Raw genomic sequence first — 22,245 nt, forward strand, 5'->3', positions numbered from 1 at the left:
AGGGTTTGAATCATATAAGGAAATAAAAATATATCCTGTTGACTTTGCAAGATATTTTTATTTAAAAAACATGGTTAAGGCATCCGCTGAAGCTGGATTTTTAGAAAATGCGGTAAAATATTATGAAGAAGCAGCTAAAATAAATCCCAATGATACAGAACTCCATAAGCTTATGGGCCAGGAGTTTTCAGAATATGGTGATTCAGCATGGGATGAAGAATATGAAAAATTATATTATACTCAAGCTGTTAAATACTATGAGAAAGCAAAACATTTGCCTGGTTCATTGATAGGAATTGCTTATTGCCACTATTCCCTCGGTTTACTTGCACGCTATGGGAATCATTTAAGAAAAGCAATGGAATATATTGAACAAGCAGAAACAATGGATCCTTTAACACCTAATACTGCTTACGAAATCTTTAAAAATGTAGTACAGCAGGAGTTAGATAAGCTTGACGGCAATACTCCTGAAATATCGGAAATAAGATCCGGAGATATTAAAGCCAGGTTGAAAAAACTTGAAACAATCTGGACCCCGTCCAAAAGAAGTTTTGAAAGAACATCAAGTAAAAATATCATCGGGGATACTTTTGAAAACCGGACGGATACGATACGGCCGATGATAATTCAAGAAGTGAGCCGGGATATTATTAAAGCACGGGCGGAAGATAGGCATGAATTGGTGTATGTTCTCTCAGCCGGCCAGCGTTTAGACGTAGAGTTTATCTATAAAGCAATAGAATCGCAACTTTCCGAACAAGAACGCTCTAAATGGAGTATCACTATTTTAGTTTTAAATGCGAACGATGTTTCACTGCGTCAAGCAAAAAGAACAATAAACCGGCAAATAATAGATTCAATAAAGCAAAAAAGGCAACCGCTTCAAATAAATACATGTTGTTTACAGATAGATTTTAATAATAAAAACCAAGCAGATAAAATCACAGAATACATTTCCCCGGATGCATTAAATCTCGCCGGTTTAATTGACGGTGTGCTACATAATATTGGCGGGGCTCCAACTAAAAAAGAAGCACTGCATTACTTTAAACTGCTTCATTTATTTGGGCGGGAAGATTCCTGGTTTGAGACCGATCAATATTATACGTTGATAATAGATTTACTACGTAGTGTCGGATACAAATTTACGCGGTTGCGGAATATATATTATAAATCTGAAACAAATGAAAGTGGTGTTAATACTATAGTATCTCAAGGAGAAACAGTCGGTCAGGCAGCGATTCTGCCGAAAAACCTTGGCAAGGTAAACCGTTGGGCGAACGAAGGGAAGAGTGCCTTAGGGATAGCGCTTCGGATAGGTTTTATAGAGTTCATAGATTCATTTAATCCGATTAATGCGATGAATTTCATATATAGCCATAAGAAGAAAGGAGGAGCAATATTTGTAGTGAGTATGGGCATAGGGGCGAGCATATTGACGATGGTAACACTTGGTTTTGCAATGCCTTTAGTAACGATAATGATAGGGTTTTTAGTTGGGGCGTTTGCGAATATAACGACGCATGTGCTATTGGACTTTCATTATATAAACTCGATAGGTTTGGTAGAGAAAGCAAAAGAAGGCGCAGTTGAATTAGATAAGAACGGTAAAGTTCACACCACAGAGTTAAGGGAAGCGATAGATGAATTCGGGGCGGCGAGCGTAGATGAGAACGGGAACGTGCACACGAATGTATATCTGATGGACAAGCTGCCTGATGACCCGGATAAGTGGGGCCTAAAACCTACGATAATGGTAGATGGGGAACGGGTCTGGGCCAGTGTACGGGAAGGGGCGCTGGTCTTGTTTGCAGAAGGTCAGGATTTGAGCCAGGTAGCAGGGACAATAAGCGAGACAGTGAGCCCGAAAGGCAGGTTATCCGGGTCTAAGAGGCTGAGCAGGCAGTTGAAGAGTTTGTTTGGCAAGTTGAATGTGGAGTTAAAGGACAGCGTGTTTAAGCCCGGGATAACGATAGACCATAGTTCAGAAGTATTATATGATGAACAGGGCAAGAAGGTCCTACCCAAAGTATACTATAATGAGCAGGGGAATATGGTAGTACATGTAGAATGGTTTAGGGAAAAACAGGGAGCTATAAACAGCAAATCTATTGCATCCGTGCTTGGAGATATGATGACGATAAGGAATGCGGAGAGTGTAGCGATGCCGCAAAACATATATATAAATCTTAACGGGTTGACAAACAAAAAAGAGCTGATATCTAACCTTGAAGTGTTCAATAAGGCAGGGAACGGGCAGATGATAATAGATGCAAAGATATTTGAGGATTTGGGTTTAAATGAAACACAGATACATGGGATAGCAGTGCTGGCGCGGAAAAACGGGGTGAAGGTATGTGTGGACCTTACCGGGAAGTCGAAGGAGCAGGGGTTTAGCGAGAAAGTGGAGGCAGCTAAGTATATGAAACTGGGGTTTTCGGGGTATGCCTTGAGTGTAGGCAAGGAAATGAGCATACATGACTATATATCTGCAGAAGCTTGGATGAAGGCTGAAGTAATAAGCGGGTATGAGAATTCCGAGCAATTAAAGGCAAAGCTGAGCAGTTCACAAGGTGGGTGCAAGATACTGAACCTGAGCGATTTGGAAGGGTTGTTGAAAGGCGGGGAAAGGTCAATAATAGCCAGGCTAACTATCACTTCGTTAAGTCGAATATCATACGACACTCTTTCTTCTTCGGTGTCTTTGCGAGGAGCGAAGCGACGTGGCAATCTCCAAAACGTCGAGATTGCTTCGCCTCTGGCTCGCAATGACAAACCTCACTTAACGAAGTAGTGCTAGGGGGCACCTAAAAACTCATCAGCCCCTCATTACGGTGATTAACTTCAAGATTACAATTATCCAAATTTATAAATTTATAATTAAGAACTCAACAGTTGAAGAAAGCATATTTAAAAGCGATAACGGAAAAGATGCTGGCGAAAGCGAAGCTGGAAGACCCGGCTCTTGGAGTGGACAGGAAACCGAACGGCCTTGCTGATGCAGAGTTGGAGAAGCTGCTGGGCCAGGCGCTGTTTGAAGAGAAGAAGAGAGGCGGGGTGCCTATAGCAGGACACATTACGAAAGAAGCGTTTGAAGCTCAGTATTTACAGGATGGAATGAATGCCGGGCAGGTGTATCTTGCGCTACGTGTTGAGATGTCGAAGTTATGGGAAAACGGGAAAGGGAGCTCCGAAGCTATAAGTGCGATGATAGACCTGATCCCGTACTTTGGAGAAGCCAGGTTTACCAAAATGACGGAAAAAGAACCTGCTGTCCTGGATGTGAAATCAATAGCCAAACTATTAGGCGCAGCATAAAATTGGGGTCAGACCTCAACTGTTGAGTTCTTAATTATAAATTTATAAATTTGGATAATTGTAATCTTGAAGTTAATCACCGTAATGAGGGGCTGATGAGTTTTTAGGTGCCCCCTAGCACTACTTCGTTAAGTGAGGTTTGTCATTGCGAGCCAGAGGCGAAGCAATCTCGACGTTTTGGAGATTGCCACGTCGCTTCGCTCCTCGCAAAGACACCGAAGAAGAAAGAGTGTCGTATGATATTCGACTTAACGAAGTGATAGTTAGCCTGGCTTACTCTGCTTGATGAGTTCTGCGGCGTGTTTGCGGGTAGTCTGTGTTATTTCTTCTCCGGACACCATTCTTGAGATTTCTTCTAACCGTTCTTTTTCCTGCAAGGGTTTTACAGTAACCATAGTTTGTTTATTTTGTTCGATCTTTTCTACTGAAAAATGTTTGCCTGCAAATGAGGCAATCTGGGGAAGGTGTGTTATACATAATATCTGGTGATGTTTTGAAAGGTCCTTGAGTTTCTTTCCTATAGTCTGCCCCATTGGCCCGCCGATGCCGGCATCTATCTCGTCAAATACAAGGACAGGAACCCTATCTGCTTTGGCAAGGACTGTTTTTAAGGCAAGCATGACCCTTGATGTTTCACCTCCTGAAGCTATGCTCTTAAGGGGTTTCAGGTCTTCTCCGGGGTTTGCGCAAAACATAAACTCTATCCTGTCCCAGCCATTCGATGAAGGTTCAGGTTCTCTTGAAATGCTGATATCAAAACGGGCTTTTTTCATCCCGAGGTCTTGTATTTCTTTTTCAACCTGTGCGCTTAGTTTTTTTGCGGTTATTTTTCTTTTGCCGGTAAGGTCTTCACAGAGTTTTATCAGGCCTTTAAGTTCTTTTTCAAGTTTTTTCTCAAGTTCAAGTTTATTCTGCCCGCTTTGAAGTATAGAAGATAATTCCTGAGAAACCTTGTTCTTATACCCGATTATTTCACTGATGTTTTGGCCGTATTTTTTCTTTAACTTGTCTATCAAATACTGCCTTTCAAGCGTGTCATTTAACTTTTTGGGATCGGATTCAAGGCTTTTGGAAAAATCTTCTATCTCTTTTTCGCATTCCTCAAGCAGGTAGTAGGCGGATTTTACATTTTCCGCTGTCTGTGACAATGACTGGCAAGTATTGTTTATATTTTCCATTATTTTCTGGAGTTTTAATATTCTTTGCATGCAGGAACCTTCGCTATAGTAAAGGATGTCTTTTGCTTCCTGGCTTAAGTTTTGTAGTTTGTCGACATTCTTTAATTTCGGAAGTGTCTGCTCTATCTCTTCTTCTTCGCCCGGATGCAGGTTCGCATCCTCTATTTCTTTTACCTGAAAACTATAAAGGTCTATCAGCCTTTGCTTTTCCTGTTCTGACATAGTCTGAGATTGTGATTGAAGAAGTATTTCCTTGTAAGACTCGTATTTTTTGCTCAAAATACATGCAGTTTCTTCAAGGCCGCCAAAGGTATCTAAAATATTTTGCTGATATACACTTTGGATCAAAGTCTGATGCTCATGCTGGCCATGAATATCCACAAGGAATTTGCCGATGTTATTTAAGGCTGCAAGGCTTATAGGAAGGTCGTTAGCAAATGCCCTGCTTTTTCCGGAAACATCCATTTCACGCCGCAGGATAAGAGATTCATTTTCCTGGCTGTCCATACCTATTTCTTCTAAATAGTTTTTAAGGCCTTTCATTTCTGCGATGTCGAATTCTGCTGTTATCATACAGCTTGAAGCACCCTTTTTTATCATCTGCAAAGACGCCCTATCACCAAGTATCAATCCCAGGGATTCGATAATTATGGATTTCCCTGCCCCTGTTTCACCTGTAAAGATATTCAGCCCTTCCGGAAACTCCAGGTGCAAGTCCGATATCAAAGCATAGTTTTTAATGTGCAGGTTTAATAGCATAGTTTATTCTGAAGTTTTAGTATGAAGCCTGTAATCGTTTGGATCGATACAATTGTCATAAGTGTTCCTATCAATTTTAATCCAATCTGTTTTATTGATACCGCGTTTGTTTTGTGAAGTAGGGCTAATTGGAAAGGCACTTGCGATTTTAACCCATCGGTTTTGTTCGTTTGCTATTGACCGGATTTCATCAGCTACTTCAGATAAATCCTGGTCTTGACTGAAAACAACAACTATATCACATTCGTTTCTATGAACAGCTCTAATTATATCTAATGCAATTCTTACATCAATACCCTTTTCTTGTCCTACTAAAACTGTTTGAGATTTCCCGTCCGGCAATACTACTGTCTGGTTGCGATAACGCAACGTGCGCGTGAATATCTTAGCATATCTCCCCATAGAGGCAAGTTTGGCAACCCAAAATTCATTCCATTTAGGATTGTCCGTATGATCGGGAATTCCGGTATAGAAATTAATTTTACTTATTTGCCAGTTGTTTTGTGTACATATATATTGCGCAAGTTTTAAAATATTATAGTTAGGATAACTATAGCCAAAAGCCTCTTTAACTGCATGAAAAATATTTTGACCATCTACAAAAATAAATGTTCGTTTGATATGGGGTTCAATAATCATAGAATTCTCAAAAAAATAACCCCACCCGAGTCCTTATTCAGAAGTCGAGTGGGGGGCAAATAATAGTGTTAAATTCACTAATAATATAGCAACTTTTATAAAAATTGTCAATGCTTAGCTTAATGGGTAAGTTTAATAACATGTTTAGAAATCCTAATGAATAACTAATAAATATTAATTCGGCTGTTATGTTTTGATATCGCATTTTGCGGTAGCTGTATTGATTTGTTAGGCTATTGTTTGTGAACATATTCAAACTTATCAAGTCCAAGTTCTTTTCTCACATTCTCTCTAACAATTTTCGCAACCCGACGGACAGATTCTGCGTAATCTTTGGTATCTTTGTTTTTGATAGCCAACATAATCTTTTCAAATTCTTCAGTTTCCTCTTTATAGCAATAGAGTTGAAACTTAGTCCAACTTGAGGCTATATCGTTTGAAAATTTCTCGTCTTCTGTACGATTTTCGTTGATTGCAAATATTATCGGTAAGAAAGAGAGAAGAGCATCAAGACGATAGTCCATGCGTTTTTTTAATATTTCGTGGCGGCGATTCAAAAAACTATTCACAAACCAGCTTGCTACTATTATTACAACGGAGAAGATAGTAATCCAATCACGATTTTCCATTTATTTATCCTTTACTTGCTTTATTTATCTATGGATTCCCTATAGTTAATTTCGGGATGACACCATTTTAAGACTAATTAATTATTTGAATGATATAAACAAGTTGCTTATCAAATTTGTAATAAATGGTGTTCCCTATCTACTACATTCTAACTACTATCTACTGATTTTATCCTCTCTCGCCCCACTTCAGCTTGGTTCTTAGAACTTTAAGGTATTTGCTGTTTGGGTTAACTATCAGTTTTAACGGGTTTTTGGCTTCTTTGATAAATATCAGGTCGTTGATGCCTAATTCATAATTTATCTGCCCGTCAATTGATACGATGGATTCGCTTTGTTTGTTCTTTGGGTCCATTGAAAGGTTTATAGTGTATTTGCTAGATATTATAAGAGGTCTTTGCGTTAAGGTATGGGGGCAAATGGGGGTAAGTATGAATAAAGAGAGGTTTGGATGAACTATAGGCCCGTTTGCGGCAAGTGAATAAGCGGTTGAACCGGTAGGTGATGAAACAATAAGCCCGTCTCCGATATAATCGCCTATGAATTCATCGTTTACTTTGGCTGTTATAGTAATAACCCTTGCCTTACTTCCGGAATGTATGATTATATCATTTAGCGCCAGGTGTTTAATGGTTTTTTTCCCGGTTTTTATTGTAATATCAAGCATCATCCTTTTTTGTATTTTGTATGAGCCTTCTACTATAGCAGGAAGGAGTGAGTAGACCTCCCGTGAATCCGTTTCTGCCATAAACCCCAGTGCTCCAAGATTAATCCCCAGTACCGGTATTTTATGAATTGAGAGCATTCTTGATGCCTTAAGCATTGTCCCGTCGCCGCCCAGGGTAAGCGCAAAATCCAGGTTCTTAACATTTTGATTGGAAGAAGAAATAGGAATGACTTTACAGCCCATGTTTTCCAGTGCGCCGGTAAGTTTTTGCAGCTCTTCCTTAGCCTTCTTTTTCTCAGTATTAAAGATAATGCCGACTTTTTTCATAATATCCTCTTTAAGTTAAACTGCGTTTAACTATGATTACGATGATTAAAAATCTGATTATACAGATTAAAGCAAAAGCATTTATGATATTTGTGTAATCTTGACGTTAAATCGTACAATCAACGAGTTATCTTTTTGTAACTTATTACATTATAGCAAAATCCGAAAAAATAATTGAATTAGAGAGCTATTTTTTATAAGTGTCGATCTTGTATGTTTTGTTTTCATAAAATGTAATTCTAATAGCTCCATTATCAGTTGTAGAATAAATCTTTTTATCATTGAATTCATCCGGGTCGTAAAGCGGGTTTTTACCTTTTGAGGCTATAACAACTTCAGGGCTAACGGCAGACATGAATTCCTCGCCCAAGCCTTTCTTGCCGTGTTTGGGAAGCTCAAGCACTGTTGAACTTAAATCCATATCTGATACGGCAAGTTGTTTCTGAATCCTATAGGGCATATCGCTTGTAAAAAGTATTTTGTTGCCGTAATATTCAAACTGCAAGACAAGGGAATTATTCTCTCTGTGTTTTGAAACAGTTTTGGGTGACAGGACAGAAAGTTTGCTTTTGTCCGCTATAAAGCTGTCTCCTTCCGATACTTTGCTAAAGTATATCCTGCGGTCTCTTATAAAGCTCATAATATTTTTAAAATCATCATCCTGATAAATCGCTTCAGATGTAATAATTTGGCTTACCTCAAAATTGTCCGTTATAGCTTCAAGCCCGCCTGTCCTTGGAACTGTAAAATTTGTGATTATTATTTTATCGAGTTTTTTTACTCCCTGGCCCCAGAGATATGGGCATACTATCCTTTGCCCGACGTCAAAATAAGGGTTAAAGCTCCCACCTGTGTCTATGAGCCAGTTCTGGCCGTTTGGGAACCTTATATGTACGGCATCGCCGTAGCCCACGTCTAAGAAAGTTACACTTAACTGCTTTTTTAAACGATAATCATCAATGTAACTTTTACCGAAAGGCAAAATAAGTGCCGGTATCAGCAAGAATGCCATCCCGGGGTATTTTTTCAGCTTAAATATACCCCACACGAATACGTAGTAGCAGGACAAAAACAAAATCGAGGGTGTTGGAACTCTTGCCGTTGCAAATGATACATCTGCAAAATAAACTACCAGCCAATAAAGCAGTTTTACCGTAATATTTATCGCTAATGTAACAATTGGTGTTAAAAAGGACAATAATGAATTGACTAAATAAAATACAATGCCAAGGCTCGTTAATATCCCGCTAAGAGGGACTATCACCAGGTTGCTTATTATCCCTATTACGGATATTTTGTTGAAATATAGTGCGAGGAGCGGGTCAACGAATATTTGGGCGGAAATGGATACAAGAAAAAGTCCCATCAGCCATTTTACCCAGAAATAAGAATTTATAAAAGGCTTAAACAGGATAGGGTATAAATAAACTATGCCAAGCGTAGCTGCAAAGGAGAGCATAAAGCTTGCGGTAAAAAGGGATTGCGGGTCAAAGATGAGTATGGTAAGAGCTGCAAGCGAAAGCGACTGGTATATTCCCGATTCTCTTGCAAGCCCTAAAGAGATAATTATAAAAATAGCCATCACGCTTGCCCGCAGTATAGGCGGGTTTGCTCCTGTTAATAACATATATAAAATTATGAAAGGGATGGTTAAAAATGCCGCGTATCTTTGCCTCAAGCCCAACATCCGAAATAGAGTCAGGAAAATAATTACAACGTATGCAACATTGAGGCCACTTACGACTAAAACGTGTGTCCTCCCAACACAATGCAGGTAAAAAATTATGTATCAGCATGGAGATTACCATTCCTGAGAAGCAGAAGAGGGCTGAAAACAAACCCGGCAAGGACTTCGTTACCTTATATTTTGCCCTTCCCAAAAACCTGTCAGACAGGCTGGAAGGTCATGCCAAAGATCAGAAGACTACTGAATCAGCAGTCTTGAGGAATATGATTGATGAGTATTTTAGCAAAAACAAAGGAAAAAGTCTTGATTACAGCCCATTGAAGAAACTGTCAATCCTTGGCATGAAGACCACTCCACGGACTGTTCGCAGAGACCAGGATAAAATGTTAAGGGATTTTTCACAAAAGACCGGGAGAAATGTCAGCGAGATTGTGAGAAATGCGATTGAAAAATATTAATTTTGGTTGGTAGTCTTGACAAGGCAATTATCGTGTGGTATAATATTAGCAGTCTATCAATGTAAGTGCTAATTAAACGCTTTGATTGTTTCATGGTATGGCGGAACTGGCAGACGCGGCAGCCTATCAAGCTGTTGCACTTTAGTGTGCGTGAGGGTTCAAGTCCCTCTTCCAAAAATTCGCCGTTTTTAGCGGCTTTATTATATGTTATAAAAGGAATAATGAAACCATAATTTTCTATATCTAGACACCTTACCTCTGAAGTCGAGTCGCTATCGCTGTCCTGCACGTAGGATATTATGGCGCTCGATTTTTTTATTTGTAACAAAAGGAGGTGAGAAGGCAATGAGTCAAAAGAAACCAGAAACAAGACTTGAGTTTCGTTCAGCTGTATCCGGGCGTTTTGTCAAAGATACTTATGGTAAACAACACCCTAAAACAACCGAACGTGAAAGAGTCCCACTCCCAGGCAAAGGAAGAAAATAGTTAGTTCTCTATGAGGTGGTCATCTTGCATATAACTATTATTAGTGTTGAAAGGTCGCCACATCCTTTGTAGATCGTACCCTGTGTCCTTATACATTAGGCATGGGGTACGATTATCTAGGGATTGTTTGAAAAGGAGGTTGTAAAAGAGTATAATCAGCCTATGGGGAATCTAGGGGTGGAATACATATTTAATAGAAGACTATGCCGTTTTCCTGGTGTGGTCTTTTTTGTTTGTATGAGATGGAATTGGATAGTTGATACATTATGACTTAAAAAAGACTTAAAAAGTAGAAATCTGCGAAGGTTAATACAATAAAATCTACAAAAAAAGGGGTAATTAGATGAAAAAAATATCATTTTTAATTATTGTTTCTTTGTTATCATTTTTTGCTTGCAATAGAAACATCAATCCAGAAAAGATTCATAGTGATGAGAAAACATCTACTTATACATACAAAGATTCTGGCAAATTAGTAACCGGAACAGTATTATATTACGAAACAGACAAAGAGACAAGAAAAAGATATAAAGACGAAGTAGTAGCTATTAAAAATGGTTTGAGAGTTAGTGTATGTAAATACTTTCCTAATGGCAAAGTTTCAAATGAGTGGTCTTTTAAAGACGGATTAGTTGATGGTGTAGCTAAGGCATATTGGGAGGATGGGAAATTATCAGCTTTAACTGAATGGAAAAATGATGAACTAAATGGCGTGTCAAAATCATATAGACAGAATGGTGAACAAGAAAAAGAAGAAGTTTTTGCGAATGGAGAATTAATACAAGAATATTTGTTCGACGAAAACGGCAATAAAATCATACCACCTATCGAAAAAATAGAGTTGGTTGCCATTGCCACAGGTTTTTATCCCTATTATGGGCAGCTACCATACACTCCTATCGTTATTATGAAATTCAAAAATATTGATAAAATACCTTTTACTGAAAAGATTAAATTTACTGCAACATTCATTTCAAATGGTGAAGAACTGGGAAATGATGTGGAATATTTTGGTGGCGCTGCACCTCTTCAGCCAGGGATTATGAAACAGATTAGTTTGCAATGCAATAGAGGATATAATAACCATGCTGTAGTCCTAGAAGCAAATGTTGAGTGTTTAATATATGCTGACAATAAGAAATATAAATCAATAAAGATCGAAACAAAAGTGCTTAATTCAAGTCTCATACAATAAGTAATGATATTTACACGCTTGTAACTGAAGTTATTCTTAAAGCTTATGAATAAATATAGAACTATAATCATGATGCCTATTGTTTTTGTGTTGATTACAGGATGTGATTCATTTAATCAAGAGATTCGTTTCGCTGAAGAATGGAATGATAATCCTAAAATTATGTTAGAAAATGCGAAACGAACACTTGCACTAAATAGGATTACAAAAATAATTGAGGTTGGGGGTGTAAGTACTGATATGACTGCAATTGAATTTGGAATCATTATCCCTTATCCCAAAGAAACATTGGGCAGAATTAACGTCAATTTTGTTTACATTGACAAAAATAAGAATACAAGGACAACTTTGAGTGACGATGGAACCAGGTACTTTGTTGGGCCTGAGGGTGAATACTTCGATGTCAAAGACCCAGTTTCTGATATTGGATATTTTAGAGTAGTTTTCCCTATATATAATCCTCTCAAGAGAGGTGATTATTATGTGTGTGCAGAATTCAATGGCAAAGTACTATCCGAAGGCAATTTTACTATAAACTAAATTCAGTATTGACATATATACATATAATTTAGGAGAGCATTTTATGGAAATTAAGATAACTGAAATATTAGTAACTATAATAACAGGTATTATTGGGTTACTTATTGGAGTCAAACTCGAACGTAATAAAAGATTGCTAGAAATGAAAAAAGAACTATATACAGCATTCCTTGATATAAACGCAGAATATGTATATCATAAGGAAGACAATCTGCTGAATGAAAAATATACAAAAGTATGCGACAAATTGTGCATTTATGGAGCTAAGGAAGTCTTAGAACTTATATCATTAATTCATGAGAAGAATCATGAAAATACAGAATATCAAAATACAGAAAAAGGAAAACATGAATATGCAAAACTGGTAAATGTTATGCGAAAAGATGTGAATACTTCAGGAGTTGAGACAAGAACAATTTTAAACATTTTGGAATATTTCTCTACTAAAAGCAGTTAAAGCAATAGTTCGCGTCATATTCTATATTATGCCCTAATAGGATAAAACATGAAAAAACTGTTTATATTAATTAGTTTTAGTATTATTTTCTCAATAAATGCTTTTGCCGATATGACCGTCTATTTTATTGACGTTGGTCAAGGAGATTCCGAGTTTATTGTTCTACCAAATAGCAAAACAGTTCTTATTGACGGCGGCCCTTCCAGTTCAAACTCATCTAATTTAGCGACCTTTCTCAATTCAAAAAATATAACCACTATAGATTATATTGTTTTAACACACCCACATGACGATCATCATAAAGGGCTTCAATGGGTATTCGATAATTGCCAGGTAAACAATTTCTATGACACAAAGATGAACAATAGTGGGGCAACTGGTGATGAAACAACACGTGCAAAGGCAGCGAGTGAGCCTGGATGCACTATTGTCTATCCTACAGCTAATGATCTCCTTGTTTGGGATTCAAGCGTAACGGTTAAAGTTTTGTATGCCTGCCCTAATGCAACTTCCAGCTCGGATGGTACTACGATAAATCAAAACTCTATTGTCCTAAAAATGACTTATAATGGTGAATCAATATTATTTGCCGGAGATATAGACACAAATGTTGAGGCGACCCTTGTTTCTACTTATGGCAATAATCTATCTGCTAAGGTGCTCAAAGTTCCTCATCATGGCAGTGCTTATGGCTCAAGTACTGCATTCTTAGATAAGGTGAAGCCTACGCGAGCATATATTGAAGTAGGTGCAAATAATTCCTATGGACATCCAGATTCAGGAACAGTAGGTAGATTACAAACAGCAGGTGCAATTGTGTACAGGACAGATACTGCTGGAACAATGTCATATACAATTAGCTCTACTACCTCTGTTGATATAACAGCTCCAAGTATTCCGTCAGGATTGTCTGCCGTTGTCGTTTCATCTACAGTAATCAATCTCACCTGGACTGCTTCAACTGATAATATAGCTATTGCAGGATACCAAATAAGGCGAGGAGGAATTTTTCTGTCTTCTACAACCAGTATAAGTTATACCGACACAGGACTTTCACCTTCAACTTTGTATAGTTATATAGCTAAAGCCTATGATGGAGCAGGGAACATTAGCACGCAGTCAAACACTGCAACAGCAACTACAAATTCAGCACCTTCTGCAGGTGATACTACTCCCCCGAGTCTACCATCAAATCTTTCGGCTACTGTTATTTCGTCATGTACGATAAATCTTACATGGATAACCTCAACGGACAATGTAGGTGTTGTCGGATATCAGATTTTTAGAAATAATATGTTTATATCTTCAAGCACTGCTACAAGCTATTCAGATATAGGATTAAATTCGTCTACGCTATATTCCTATACTGTTGCTGCATATGATTCTGCCGGGAATCATAGCTCTAAGTCTACGAGTACAAGTGCAACGACAAACAGTGCTCCCACTGCTTCATCTCAAAATGTTGTAAAACCGCCTGATCCAGGGGATTTTGTAGGGTCTCCGCAAATAAACTTTGGAGGAACTTCTTCTATCAAGAAGAAAATAAAGGAATTAAAGAAATACAAAGATGCTCTCAAATAAAATAAAATTAATTTCAGTTTGTTTACTATTATTATTTGTTGCCATTAACCTAAACGCTGAACCTTCTAAAAAGTTTGGAGTAGTGTTAGGCGACCCATGGCTTGGCTTGAGATATGATATAAAAGACAATATTGGAACAGAAATAAGGTATACTCTTGACCCTGAAATTAAGGTGTTATATCTTCGTGGCGATATTAAACTATATAAACGAATATTCTGCGGTTTGGAATATGGGCTAATATCGTTTGACTATGAAGGCATTTCAGGAACTGGCTATACCTTAACTCCAATTTTTATCGGGTATAAGATGCCTATTAATAAAAGAATATCATTCTTGTTTGATTTAGGAATAAGTTATATAAAATTATCCTCTGATGGTGATTCATTGGGGGGATTTGAATTTCCAATAAATGCTTGGATAGCGATTAATTTATTCTAGATATAGGAAGCAAGGTATATAGGACTGATACTGGCGGGACTATGGAATACGTGATACCCTAGAGAATTTAGAAGAGGCAATGTGAGAGAGGAACTTCAGAAATTAATAGATTCGAGTAATTACTCGGATGATTACGATTTATATAGGACTCTTTGGATTGCAAAAAATTTACATAAAGGTAGATTTGAACTTGCGCTCAAACATCAAAAAGATGCAGAAAAAGAAGTGAAAACTGAAGAAGAGTTGTTAGAGTATTGTGATGATATACATTACTATGCTTACCAAGAAAGTCATTTTATTTGGCATTTTTGTCTTTGGCGACTACAAGCTGTTCTTGAAGGTATTATATCTGTAAAATATCTTCAATCAAAAAATGTAATACATGGTCTCACGAATAAATTAAAAACCATGTTGGAAATGGGTTATACAATTGACCCTGTTGATAATAATCAATTATTGGAATGGTCTAAATTAAGGAATCAATTGTCTCATTCTCCACCCTCATCTCATAGTCCAGGTCCGCTAGAGGAAAGCGATTTAGATGAATATTATGCACTTTGCAAAAGGCTATGTGAAAATTGGGATATCCAATTTACTAAAGTCCATAATAAGCGAAAAACATAGTTGGGGGATTCTAAGAACTGTAGTTTAGAACCCATTTGCATAAGCGCCAACTCTTGACCACACTCATAAAGAAGGAAAATATCTGAAAAAAAGTATATTTTGTTTAATGATATTGTGTTTATATTTAGGAATAGCACATGCTTCTGATAAACTATCATTGGAGTACGGCATAGTCTCAAGATATATGTGTCTTTATCAGCCGGTTTTGGTTTCAAACTCCGCTTTATTCCTGCGATCAGATACAAGCTCTTTCAGGGAAAACAACATCTTTAACCAGTTCAGGGTAAAATATAGAATTAGTGAAGATATTTTTATACAAGCAGGCATAATATCGCCTATTCAAATAAGTGATGACATATACACAGGAGATTTTAATTATAGCGTTCTCACATCTCCACAGGTAAATTATAGGCGCACTTATAAAAGAGTACTGTCTACTGACCTAAAAGGCTATCAGTTGTATGTTAAAGATGAGTTGGTGGAAAACGGGTTTTTATACGGCGGGATAAATTATTATGACATTAATTTTAAAGAAGCTGTGTCAAAAAGCCTTTTAAATCTAAATACAAACCAAAACCAGGTAATTTATGATATTAATAATACATATAATATATCAGGGGCAAATATTGTGATGGGGGTTGAATACAGGCAGTATGTTTATAAGGGATTGTATGCAGCCGGAGGACTTGAAATTAATACTGATTTAACAAGAATGTTTGATTTCACTAAATTTACAGGTGTAACATTAGGCGAAACTACAGACGGGTCCGATTTAACAACAGAGGCAGGAAGGGCAGGCATTGCAGCAAGTTTTAATATAAACTTGGTGATTGGCTATGAGTTCTAATTACCCTACGAGAACAGTAAAATGCTTAATATGTGGCAAACGGTTTAAAGGTGTAAATAGTGGCCATTTAATAAGTAAACACGGATATAACAGAGAACATCCAGTAGAAGATTATAAGAACGACTATGGCCTTAGAAAAGCTACTTCTGAATATACACGCGGGCTTATTGGGAAACTCAAAATTGGAAATAAATACTGGGTTGGAAGAAAGCATAAACGATCCACAAAATTAAAATTAAGATTAGTCCACTTAGGGGTTAAAGAAAAAGAAGGAATCGGAAAAATTATCAGTAGGGCAAGGATTGGCAATAAGAACGCATTAGGTTATAAGCATACTAAAGCGTTTAAGAAATGGATTTCTGCATTAAACAAAAAGCTTTGGGCTGAAAACAGGGGAAAATACGGGCAAATAGGGCAAGGTGGGAACAAAAAAGCTTTATTTGTGTCTGAATAATTGATAAGATTAAATTTATGAAAAGAATAGCCATTATTTTGTTAAGTTCTATCATATTAATAGGAAACTTAAATGCAGAAGAGAAAGGAGTTAAGCTTTATCTTATCAAGGACGTAAAACTGCATATTGATACATCCTGGGACGGGGATAGCGGTAAAATGGAAAAAGAGGTACAATCTATCTTAAAGAAAAGCATACCAGAACTAAAAATAAATAAAGACAGCAAATATACGCTTGATATCAATATAAAGCGGGCAAATGAGCTTCAAGGAATATTTGCTTGCCAATTCTTTCTACGGCTAATAGGTTTTGGTTTTGACAAAGACCTCGGTGATAGCCTTTACACGAAAGAATATTGGCAATACTCTTATTTTGGGATGTGTGATAATAAGGGCTGGGACGGCCTTATTAATGATATATTAACTGATGGCATTAAGGATTTGGCTGTTAAACGGTATAGCAGAGAGAAATAGAATAAGATGGAGGTTAAATCATGCCAAATGCAAATGATGCGAAAGACTATTTTAATAGGGGTATTGCATATCACGGCAAAGGAAACTACGATAAAGCAATTAAGATGTTTGAGAAAGCGGTAAGTATCAAACCAGAGTATGTGCCAGCCTATAGCATTATGGGCCTTGCTTATGATAAAAAAGGAAACTACGATAAAACAATTGAGATGTGTAAGAGAGCGGTAAGTATCGATCCAAAGCTTGCAGAAGGCTATAACCTTATGGGTGGAGCATATTACAAAAAAGGAAACTACGATAAAACAATTGAGATGTGTAAGAGAGCGGTAAGTATCAAACCAGACTATGCGGCAGCCTATAGCTTTATGGGTATTGCATATGATGAAAAAGGAAACCCTGACAAAGCAATTAAGATGTTTAAGAAAGCGTTAAGTATCAATCCAAAGGATGCGATAATCTATAAAAGTATGGGCATTGCATATGATAAAAAAGAAAACTACAAAAAAGCAATTAAGATGTTTGAGAAAGCGGTAAGTATCAATCCGGAGTTTGTGGAAGCCTATATCAATATGGGTGCTACATATGTTCACAAAGGAAACTACAAAAAAGCAATTAAGATGTTTGAGAAAGCGGTAAGTATCAAACCAGAGTATGCGGAAGCCTATAGCCTTATGGGGATTGTATATGATGAAAAAGGAAACCCCGACAAAGCAATTAAGATGTATAAGAAAGCTGCCAGACTTGGAAATAAGTTTTCACAAAAATATTTAAAAAAGCAGGGAATAGATTGGTAACTGGATTTAATATCTGTTGCTATTCCCCATTTGAAATTTACACCAGTTAATTGGTATAGCTCTGACAAACATTGATTCATTTGAAAACCATGCTAAAATTTAAAAATGCTAAATCAGCCTATTGGAACCAATACAGTGAAGATGAATCAGACTTCGATAATGAAGTCCGGAAAGGGATATGGTTCCGTTCAGATGGTTTTAACCCTCTCCCAGAAGCCCCAGAGGGGTACTTTTGGAATCGTGATAGTGGCGGTCTTCAATTAGGTGGTCTCCAGACAGGAAAAACAATTACCTACCGATTATGGCATAATAAGTTTGGATATATGCCAGGTTCAGAATAAAGTATAATGGGGTGAATAATGCCAGAAGATAAAAAGGTAGTATCTACAGAAGAAACCCTGATGACTTTAATGTATGTGCAGGAAGCGATTCTTAATATACTGGAACAGAAGGACATAGCAAAGCGTGAAGAGGTAATGAAAGAGGTCAATGAGTTGATGGCAGAGAACGCAAAACTGAATCAATAATAATTTTAAAATGGTTTTGATAAAATAATTATTGTAGTAAAAAGGGGTGTGATATGAAAGATTTTGGCGTGGCTTATTCTATTCATGTAAATAAGTTACTTTCAACACTGACAGTTCATAGGGATATTTGTGAAGATGTTTTAATGGATAAAACTGTTATTGATAAAATCTCTTTTATATTAGGGTCGAAATATGACCAAACATTTAACGACCGTTTATATCATCATGCGCTCTTATGTTTCCCTCTTCAAATTCAATGTCCTTCATACTGTGTGCTCGAAATTGGTTGTGCTGTATCTATTCCTCAATTTAAAAGTCATATAAATAGTCTTGAATTTGATTCCTATGGGGACTATGTTGACGATATAATTTCTGGAAAATGGTTAGCTGCATACCTGCAACTCTCGGGTGAGACTATGCCAGACGGAATTACAGATGAGAATATTAACAAATTCTTTTTTGGGCATTTTTTAGTGGCACTTGAAGAAAATATGATATTTTCAACTATTCTTTGGGTGAATAAACCGACAGGTATTGAACTATTTTCTCGGGAACTTATTTGAATTTAGACTAAAATATACGAAGGAATAAAATGGAAAAACGCCTTCTAAACATTAACGGGGCAAAGAAATTCTTAATAAAATTATGAAATGGCAAAATATATAATAGAAACAAGGCATGGATAGACATGCAAAGGAGAATTAAATATGTCAAACAATGAAATAACAGTTTGGGGAATACATGGCGGTAGAACCGGTGATGCAGATACACTTTTCTTAAAGGATAATTATGTGGGGCTTGGATGGACTGAGATGGGAGATCTTTCAAAACTTGGAGCAGATAGGGAAGCGTTTAAATTAGAAGTGAAAAATAAATATCCTGAAAAAGTTGAAGGGGCAATCCCGAATAATGCCGGGCAATTGTTCAGGTTTGTTCATGAAATGAAGAAAGGGGACATTATAGTCTATCCTTCAAAAAGAGATAGACAGATTCATATTGGAAAAATTACAGGTGATTATAAGTTTGATTCAAAAAAAGAACCAGGCTATCCCCATATACGACCTGTTAAATGGTTGAAAGAAATATCCCGAACTAAATTTTCACAAGGTGCTCTTTATGAAATGGGAGCAGCAATGAGTTTTTTCCAGGTTAAAACTTATGCAGATGAGTTTTTATCAGCTCTTGAAAGGGAAATACAGCCCACCCCAGTTAAAAAAGACATTACTGTAATAGAAGTGTCAAAGAATATTGAAGAAAATACCCGTGATTTCATCATCAAGCAATTGGCACAGGAACTAAAAGGGCATCCTTTATCTGATTTTGTTGCTCATTTGCTTGAAACAATGGGGTACAAGACAAGAATTTCCCCGGAAGGCCCTGACGGCGGTATAGATATTATTGCACATAAAGATGAGCTTGGTTTTGAACCCCCAATAGTTAAGGTTCAGGTAAAAAGCAGTGAGGGAAGCATTGGCGACCCGATTGTTTCAGCCCTTTATGGCAAAGTTGCTAAGGAAGAATACGGTTTGCTTGTAACACTTGGCAAATTCACGAATCAAGCAATAAACTTTGCAAAAAGTAAGAGTAATCTCCGGTTAATTGACGGCGATGAGCTTGTTTCTCTGATACTTGAACATTACGAGCAATTTGATTCTATGTATAAGGGACTTCTGCCACTCAAGAAGGTTTATATTCCAGAGCAGATTGACGAAGTTGAAGAATAATTTATTTATTGACGATTTAATGAATTTACTGTTGTATAATTATGCCAAAAAGATGTAGAATAAACTAATAAATTCAGAAACTATATTTAGAAAAGCTATTAAAGTGCAGGGTATGTCATTTTATATCGGAGGCGAGTTTAAATGTCAAAAATATCCTCTATTAAGAATTATGATGACTGGACTAGGAAAAAAGTAAAAGTTACTGATTTATTTCTCGACCCTGAAAATATTCGTCTTCAAGTAGAGGTAAAATCTTCTCAAGAAGCTTTGATAAATGATCTTTTTTTAAATGAAAGCGCTATGGACGTGCTAGAGAGTATCACTGCTAATGGGTTTTTTCCTGATGAAGTTCCGGTCGTAGTTAAAGAAGATGATAAATACATAGTTTTAGATGGGAATAGAAGAGTTGCTGCTTTAAAGGTATTGTTGCGTCCGGAAATTGTGCCATCCAAAGAAGTTAGTATTAAAAAAATACTTAAAACAACAAACCCCTCTATCAAGGAAGTCGAAGTTGTTGTTGCTCCTGATCGTGATTCTGTTAGGAAGTTGTTAGCGAGCAAACATACACAAAATACACGTAAACCTTGGAGTACACTTAGACAAGCTTATTTTTATAAAGCAGAACTTGAGCGTGATAAAACGATACAGGATTTAAGAAATGATTATCCAACTGTAGATATTAATAAATTTATACGGCTAATCAATATTCATAAAATTGCTAAATCTGTCAAATATGACTCCGATCAGATAACTAAGAAGATTCATAACGAACGCACGTTTCCTTCTTCCACTTTAGAAAGATTATATGATGATAAACAAATTCGGGATTTTCTCGGTTTTGAATTTGGTGGTGACGGCGAAGTAAAGATAAAAATAGACAAAAAAGAATTTGAGAAAGGTTTTAAACAAATTGTTCAGGATATAGTAGAAAAAGCTGTCGATTCACGTATTTTAAACAATGAAAAAAACAGAAAGGCATATCTGGATAGTATCCCTCGTTCAAGTGTCCCTAATCTTGCTAAAGGAAGTAAGGTTTTAACAAGTGCAGATTTTAAAGAAACCCCGCCTCTTTATGGCAAGAAAAGAACAAAGCTAGCTCCTAAAAATATTAAATTCTCTTTACAATTCCCCGCCCTTAGGAGAATGCTTACCGAATTACAAGAAATTGATTATCATAAATTTCCAAACGCTTCACATGATTTGCTTAGGAGTTTCCTAGAATGTGCGCTTAAAGCTTATTTTGAACACTGTGGTAATCCTGTAAAACCATCAAAACAAAGGAATTATGTTTTTTTGAATGATGTGCTTACTGCTTTTAAAAACGAAATGGATGTTGAAAAGAATACTCAATTGTACCAAGTTACCCAAAAGGTTATTACAAATTCAACTATGGCTTCCTATACTGCACAGGCTATGAATGCAACAAACCATAATCCAAGTATTTTTCCCACTGACAAAGAAGTTGAGGATGCCTGGGATACTTTGGAAGTAATATTTCGCTATATACTAGACCCCAAGCCAAAACAAAATGCAAAAAATAACCCATAAAAGAAATCATAAATTCCATTATAGCCCTTTGAGGTATCCGGGAGGTAAGACTTTTTTATTTCCTTTATTTGATAACTTAATAAAAGAGAGTGGATTTGAGAAAGTTACTTATGTAGAGCCGTTTGCCGGTGGATCTGGGGCGGCCCTTGCTCTGCTTTTTTTGGAAAAGGTTGATCAAATTGTGATTAACGACCTTGATAAAGCAATTTACTCATTTTGGAAATCTGCAATTTATGATTCAGAAAAATTTATAATAAAATTATTTTCAATACCCATTACTATTAGAGAATGGAAAAAACAGAAATTAATTTATAAAAACCCGCGGTCTGGACAATTTGAACTTGGGTTTGCAACCTTTTACCTCAATAGGACAAATATATCTGGTATTTTAGATGGTGGTCCAATTGGAGGTATGCATCAAAATGGCAAATGGAAAATAAATGCTAGATTCAATAAAGAGGCATTAGCTGAAAAAATACATCAATTATCTCTATATAAAAATAGAATCTCTGTTTGTAATAAAGATGGTATAGAGTTGATTAAGGAATATTTAGACAAAAAAAATACTTTTATATATCTTGACCCACCATATTTTGAAAAAGGTGCTATGTTGTATTTGAATCATTATAAGGCAGAAGACCATCAGGCACTAGCAGAAATATTAAATAAAAATCCGAAAGCAATTTGGCTACTTACATATGATAATAAAAAAGAGATAAAATCTCTTTATTCGGAAAGAAAGATAGTAAATTATTGCTTAAATTATAATGCATATGAATCTCGTATGGGGAAAGAAATTATGATTTTATCCGACACATTGGCAGTAAGGGTATAGCTCAATGCAGGTTGCGGTAGCATAAGAAAAGATTATAATACCTTAAAATTACATTACTG

The 22,245-nt window shown here is 36.6% G+C and carries 23 protein-coding genes and 1 tRNA gene; 19 read left to right on the forward strand and 5 right to left on the reverse strand.

The genetic code is table 11. From position 1 onward, the window contains the following. The coding region (locus LHV68_09695; protein MCB4792148.1) for a hypothetical protein at positions 1 to 2,797 on the forward strand (2,797 nt) is incomplete at its 5' end. A 101-nt stretch (positions 2,798 to 2,898) separates the two neighbouring features. Continuing rightward, a complete protein-coding gene (locus LHV68_09700) occupies positions 2,899 to 3,321 on the forward strand; it encodes a hypothetical protein (protein MCB4792149.1) in 423 nt (140 codons plus the stop codon). 263 nt (positions 3,322 to 3,584) lie between these two features. Here LHV68_09700 and recN read toward each other — a convergent pair whose 3' ends face one another. The 5 genes from recN to LHV68_09725 form a co-directional block, all read right to left on the reverse strand. After that, on the reverse strand, positions 3,585 to 5,258 hold the full coding sequence (recN, locus tag LHV68_09705) for a DNA repair protein RecN (GenBank protein ID MCB4792150.1): 1,674 nt from the start codon (positions 5,256 to 5,258) through the stop codon (positions 3,585 to 3,587). A gap of 3 nt (positions 5,259 to 5,261) precedes the next feature. Continuing rightward, a complete protein-coding gene (locus LHV68_09710) occupies positions 5,262 to 5,897 on the reverse strand; it encodes an NYN domain-containing protein (protein MCB4792151.1) in 636 nt (211 codons plus the stop codon). A 233-nt stretch (positions 5,898 to 6,130) separates the two neighbouring features. After that, positions 6,131 to 6,526 (reverse strand): hypothetical protein, encoded by a 396-nt coding sequence (locus LHV68_09715; GenBank protein ID MCB4792152.1) that lies wholly within the window; start codon positions 6,524 to 6,526, stop codon positions 6,131 to 6,133. A 169-nt stretch (positions 6,527 to 6,695) separates the two neighbouring features. After that, a complete protein-coding gene (locus LHV68_09720; protein MCB4792153.1) occupies positions 6,696 to 7,520 on the reverse strand; it encodes an NAD(+)/NADH kinase in 825 nt (274 codons plus the stop codon). Positions 7,521 to 7,707: 187 nt separating this feature from the next. Beyond that, complete coding sequence (locus LHV68_09725; protein ID MCB4792154.1) at positions 7,708 to 9,294, reverse strand: DNA internalization-related competence protein ComEC/Rec2; 1,587 nt, start codon at positions 9,292 to 9,294, stop codon at positions 7,708 to 7,710. Between the two features lie 20 nt (positions 9,295 to 9,314). Here LHV68_09725 and LHV68_09730 point away from each other — a divergent pair, with 20 nt between their 5' ends. The 17 genes from LHV68_09730 (at position 9,315) to LHV68_09810 (ending at position 22,186) form a co-directional block, all read left to right on the forward strand. After that, positions 9,315 to 9,665 carry a ribbon-helix-helix domain-containing protein gene (locus LHV68_09730; protein MCB4792155.1) on the forward strand — a complete coding sequence of 117 codons (351 nt, stop codon included), beginning with the start codon at positions 9,315 to 9,317 and terminating at the stop codon, positions 9,663 to 9,665. 91 nt (positions 9,666 to 9,756) lie between these two features. Continuing rightward, positions 9,757 to 9,842 (forward strand) — tRNA-Asp (locus LHV68_09735). A gap of 652 nt (positions 9,843 to 10,494) precedes the next feature. Beyond that, on the forward strand, positions 10,495 to 11,346 hold the full coding sequence (locus LHV68_09740) for a hypothetical protein (GenBank protein ID MCB4792156.1): 852 nt from the start codon (positions 10,495 to 10,497) through the stop codon (positions 11,344 to 11,346). 45 nt (positions 11,347 to 11,391) lie between these two features. After that, positions 11,392 to 11,886, forward strand: coding sequence for a hypothetical protein (locus tag LHV68_09745; protein ID MCB4792157.1), 495 nt, complete (start codon positions 11,392 to 11,394; stop codon positions 11,884 to 11,886). A gap of 43 nt (positions 11,887 to 11,929) precedes the next feature. Further along, positions 11,930 to 12,343: a hypothetical protein gene (locus LHV68_09750; protein ID MCB4792158.1), complete on the forward strand. Its 414-nt coding sequence runs from the start codon at positions 11,930 to 11,932 to the stop codon at positions 12,341 to 12,343. 48 nt (positions 12,344 to 12,391) lie between these two features. After that, on the forward strand, positions 12,392 to 13,924 hold the full coding sequence (locus LHV68_09755; GenBank protein MCB4792159.1) for an MBL fold metallo-hydrolase: 1,533 nt from the start codon (positions 12,392 to 12,394) through the stop codon (positions 13,922 to 13,924). After that, positions 13,911 to 14,363, forward strand: coding sequence for a hypothetical protein (locus LHV68_09760; protein MCB4792160.1), 453 nt, complete (start codon positions 13,911 to 13,913; stop codon positions 14,361 to 14,363). The genes LHV68_09755 and LHV68_09760 overlap by 14 nt, the downstream gene beginning before the upstream one ends. An 81-nt stretch (positions 14,364 to 14,444) precedes the next feature. Beyond that, the gene (locus LHV68_09765) at positions 14,445 to 14,987 is read left to right on the forward strand and encodes a hypothetical protein (GenBank protein ID MCB4792161.1); all 543 of its coding nucleotides are present in this window, start codon (positions 14,445 to 14,447) and stop codon (positions 14,985 to 14,987) included. A gap of 106 nt (positions 14,988 to 15,093) precedes the next feature. Further along, positions 15,094 to 15,834, forward strand: a complete 741-nt coding sequence (locus LHV68_09770) for a hypothetical protein (GenBank protein ID MCB4792162.1) — start codon at positions 15,094 to 15,096, stop codon at positions 15,832 to 15,834. Then, complete coding sequence (locus LHV68_09775) at positions 15,824 to 16,288, forward strand: hypothetical protein (protein ID MCB4792163.1); 465 nt, start codon at positions 15,824 to 15,826, stop codon at positions 16,286 to 16,288. The genes LHV68_09770 and LHV68_09775 overlap by 11 nt, the downstream gene beginning before the upstream one ends. A gap of 17 nt (positions 16,289 to 16,305) precedes the next feature. Beyond that, positions 16,306 to 16,761 carry a hypothetical protein gene (locus tag LHV68_09780; GenBank protein ID MCB4792164.1) on the forward strand — a complete coding sequence of 152 codons (456 nt, stop codon included), beginning with the start codon at positions 16,306 to 16,308 and terminating at the stop codon, positions 16,759 to 16,761. A gap of 20 nt (positions 16,762 to 16,781) precedes the next feature. After that, a complete protein-coding gene (locus LHV68_09785) occupies positions 16,782 to 17,552 on the forward strand; it encodes a tetratricopeptide repeat protein (protein MCB4792165.1) in 771 nt (256 codons plus the stop codon). Between the two features lie 359 nt (positions 17,553 to 17,911). After that, a complete protein-coding gene (locus tag LHV68_09790) occupies positions 17,912 to 18,079 on the forward strand; it encodes a hypothetical protein (protein ID MCB4792166.1) in 168 nt (55 codons plus the stop codon). 53 nt (positions 18,080 to 18,132) lie between these two features. After that, a complete protein-coding gene (locus LHV68_09795; protein MCB4792167.1) occupies positions 18,133 to 18,642 on the forward strand; it encodes a hypothetical protein in 510 nt (169 codons plus the stop codon). A gap of 144 nt (positions 18,643 to 18,786) precedes the next feature. After that, positions 18,787 to 19,803 (forward strand): restriction endonuclease, encoded by a 1,017-nt coding sequence (locus LHV68_09800; GenBank protein ID MCB4792168.1) that lies wholly within the window; start codon positions 18,787 to 18,789, stop codon positions 19,801 to 19,803. Positions 19,804 to 19,944: 141 nt separating this feature from the next. Beyond that, on the forward strand, positions 19,945 to 21,351 hold the full coding sequence (locus tag LHV68_09805; GenBank protein MCB4792169.1) for a ParB/Srx family N-terminal domain-containing protein: 1,407 nt from the start codon (positions 19,945 to 19,947) through the stop codon (positions 21,349 to 21,351). Then, positions 21,332 to 22,186: a DNA adenine methylase gene (locus LHV68_09810; protein ID MCB4792170.1), complete on the forward strand. Its 855-nt coding sequence runs from the start codon at positions 21,332 to 21,334 to the stop codon at positions 22,184 to 22,186. Before LHV68_09805 ends, LHV68_09810 begins: the two co-directional genes overlap by 20 nt. Positions 22,187 to 22,245 lie beyond the last annotated feature (59 nt).

Origin of the sequence: Candidatus Liberimonas magnetica (genome assembly GCA_020523885.1) — a bacterium.
GTDB lineage: Bacteria > Elusimicrobiota > Endomicrobiia > Endomicrobiales > JAFGIL01 > Liberimonas > Liberimonas magnetica.